This window comes from Streptomyces viridosporus, from assembly GCF_002078235.1.
Classification (GTDB): Bacteria; Actinomycetota; Actinomycetes; order Streptomycetales; family Streptomycetaceae; genus Streptomyces; species Streptomyces viridosporus.
In genome coordinates this window covers 1-2,855 of sequence record NZ_MSGP01000552.1, presented here as the reverse complement: position 1 = coordinate 2,855, position 2,855 = coordinate 1, and the positions used below count along the sequence as shown (strand labels likewise).

The window sequence follows — 2,855 nt, the reverse complement described above, 5'->3', positions numbered from 1 at the left end:
CCGGGGGCCTGGACCCGGCGGAGCGCGAGGAGGCCGAGGAGAGCGGGGAGAGCGGCGCGGTGACCGTCGAGGTCGAGGGACTGGAGAGCAGGGTCACCCCCTTCCCGGTCGCCGCCTCCAAGTACTCGGCGCTGCACCCGGTCGCGGGCTGCGGGCTGGTGTGGCTGCGCTGGCCGATCTCCGGCGCGCTCGGCGAGACCTTCGCCAACCCGGACGACACCAGCGGCCGGCCGACCCTGGAGCACTTCGGCATCACCAGGGCGAAGCGGTCCGAACTCGTCGACCACCTCGACTTCTTCGCGGTCAGCGGCGACGGCACCCGGCTGGTCGTGGTCGACGAGGGCGAGCTGCGCGCGGTCCCCTCCACCGAGGCCGGCGACAGCGACTCCACGGTGTGGATCGACGCCCGCCGCATCCTGCACGAGGCCGACCCGGCGGCGGAGTGGCGCCAGGCGTACGCGGAGGCCGGACGGCTGATCCGCGCCTACTTCTGGGAGCCCGGCATGTGCGGCATCGACTGGGACGGGGTGCTGGAGCAGTACCGCCCCCTGGTCGAACGGGTCGCCTCCCCCGACGAGTTCGCGGACCTGCTGCGCGAGGTGCTCGGCGAGCTCGGCACCTCCCACGCCTACGTCACCGCCGCCCGCCGCAACGAGGGCCCGCCGCACTACCAGCGCCGCCAGGGCCTGCTCGGCGCCAACCTCGTGCCCCGCGAGGAGGGGTGGACGGTCAAGCGCATCCTGGCCGGTGACTCCTCCGACTCCCGGGCCCGCTCCCCGCTGGCCGGCACCGGCATCCGCGAGGGCGCGGTCCTCACCCATGTCGACGGCCGTCCGGTGGACCCGGTCGCCGGCCCCGATCCGCTGCTCGCCGGCGCGGGCGGGACCACGGTGGAGCTGACGTTCCGTCCGGCGGGGGGAAACGGCCCGCCCCGACGGGTCGCCGTCGTCCCGCTGGTCGACGAGACGCCGCTGCGCTACCAGGACTGGGTGACCAAACGGCGCGCGGTGGTGCGGGAGTTGAGCGACGGCCGGTGCGGCTACCTGCACATCCCCGACATGGGCGGCTCGGGCTGGGCCCAGTTCAACCGCGACGTGCGCGGGGAGGTGTCCCGCCCGGCCCTGATCGTGGACGTGCGCGGCAACGCCGGCGGCCACATCAGCGAACTGGTCGTCGAGAAGCTGACCCGCACCATCCTGGGCTGGGACCTCACGCGCGACGCCCAGCCGGTGTCGTACGCCTCCAACGCCCCGCGCGGCCCGCTGGTGGCGCTCGCGGACGAGGCGACGAGCTCCGACGGCGACATGATCACCGCCGCGTTCAAACTGCTGGGGCTCGGCCCGGTGGTCGGCCAGCGCACCTGGGGCGGCGTGGTCGGCATGACCGGCCGGCACCAGCTCGGCGACGGCACGGTGATCACGGTGCCGATGAACGCGGCCTGGTTCGACGCCTACGGCTGGTCGGTGGAGAACAAGGGCGTCGAGCCCGACCTGGAGGCGCTGCGCACCCCGCTGGACTGGGCCGAGGGACGCCACGCCCAGCTCGATGACGCGGTCCGGCTGGCCGTCGACCTGCTGGAGACCAACCCCCCGGCCACTCCCCCGACTTACCGCGACGTCCCCGACCGCTCCCGCCCGAAGCTGCCGCCGCGCGCCTGACGGGACGACCGTTCCGGGCGGGGAAGGGTCGCGGGAACGCCGAAAGGGGCGCCCTTCGCCAGAGGCACCCCTTCCGGATCAGCGCAGGACGTCAGGCGTCGTAGTCCTGGTCGAAGCGCTCCTCGGACTCCCGCCGGCGCTGCGGGTGCTCCCGGTCCTCGTCCTGGCGGCGGCCGCGGTTCTGCATCTGCTCCTTGCCCTGCTGGGCACGCTGCTTGGCCTGCTGCTGGAACTGCTCGGTCTTCTCCTGGAACTGATCCTTCATACCCATGTGGGTTCACTCCCGTGTGGGGTGGGGGGAACTTGCCCGACCAGATTCACACGGCCCATCACCCTGCGCATGTCGATCACTTACGCACCGTAGTGCGGTGCTGTTCGTCGGCGCTGCCGCCGGCTCCGACCAGCCCCGTGCGGATGCCGGAGAGCCGGTCCGCGAACCGCCGCATCTCCCGCTGCCCCACCGTCCCGATCAGCCCGGGCAGATGGCCGCGCACCCCCTGCATCCCGCGCAGCCACCACTGCCCGTACACGTGGGCGGCCCGCCGTTCGATCCCGTCCACGAGCCGGTCCACCGCGGGTCCCAGCGGATAGGTCTTGTTGGTCGGCCACGGCAGCCGCTGCCTCAACTCCCGCATCACCTCGTCCTGGTCGGCCCCGCGCACCATGTCGGTGTCGGTCCACGACAGGTACCCGACGCCGACCCGCACGCCCCGGTGCCCGACCTCGGCCCGCAGACTGTGCGCGTACGCCTCCACACCGGACTTGGACGCGCAGTACGCGGTCATCATCGGCGCCGGGGTGAGGGCGGCGAGCGAGGCTATCTGGAGCAGGTAGCCCCGGCTCTCGACGAGCAGCGGCAGGAACGCCCGCCCGGTGACCGCCGATCCGATCAGGTTGACCTCGATCACCCGCCGCCAGGACTCCGGATCGGAGTCGACGAACGGACCGCCCGTCGCCACACCGGCGTTGGCGACCACGATGTCGACCCGGCCGAACCGCTCCCCGACCTCCCGCGCGACCCGGGTCATCGCCTCGTGGTCGGTGACGTCGGCGTGCCAGTGCTCGCTGTCGCCGTGCAGCCGCGCCGAGACCTGCTTCAGCGCGTCCGGCTCCAGCCCGACCAGCGCCACCTTCGCCCCGCGCGCGGCGTGGGGGAGTTGCTGGCCCGCAAGCTCTCCGCGCGCGGGGCGAAGGTGG

The 2,855-nt window shown here is 73.3% G+C and carries 3 protein-coding genes; 1 reads left to right on the top strand and 2 read right to left on the bottom strand.

All coding sequences use genetic code 11. The annotated features are described in order from the left end of the window. The coding region (locus B7L92_RS32125; RefSeq protein ID WP_174704052.1) for a S41 family peptidase at window positions 1-1,658 on the top strand (1,658 nt) is incomplete at its 5' end. Between the two features lie 91 nt (window positions 1,659-1,749). On the opposite strand, the gene B7L92_RS32120 is transcribed toward B7L92_RS32125, so the two are convergent. Together B7L92_RS32120 and B7L92_RS32115 are read right to left on the bottom strand one after the other, a co-directional pair. Further along, a complete protein-coding gene (locus B7L92_RS32120; RefSeq protein ID WP_004986948.1) occupies window positions 1,750-1,929 on the bottom strand; it encodes a hypothetical protein in 180 nt (59 codons plus the stop codon). A gap of 76 nt (window positions 1,930-2,005) precedes the next feature. Then, a partial coding sequence (locus B7L92_RS32115) for an SDR family oxidoreductase (RefSeq protein ID WP_107501666.1) occupies window positions 2,006-2,855 on the bottom strand: 850 nt, incomplete at its 5' end.

Coding starts and splice junctions, on each gene's coding strand:
- B7L92_RS32120 (WP_004986948.1), bottom strand. CDS start 1,929: ATGGGTATGAAGGATCAGTTCCAGGAGAAGACCGAGCAGTTCCAGCAG.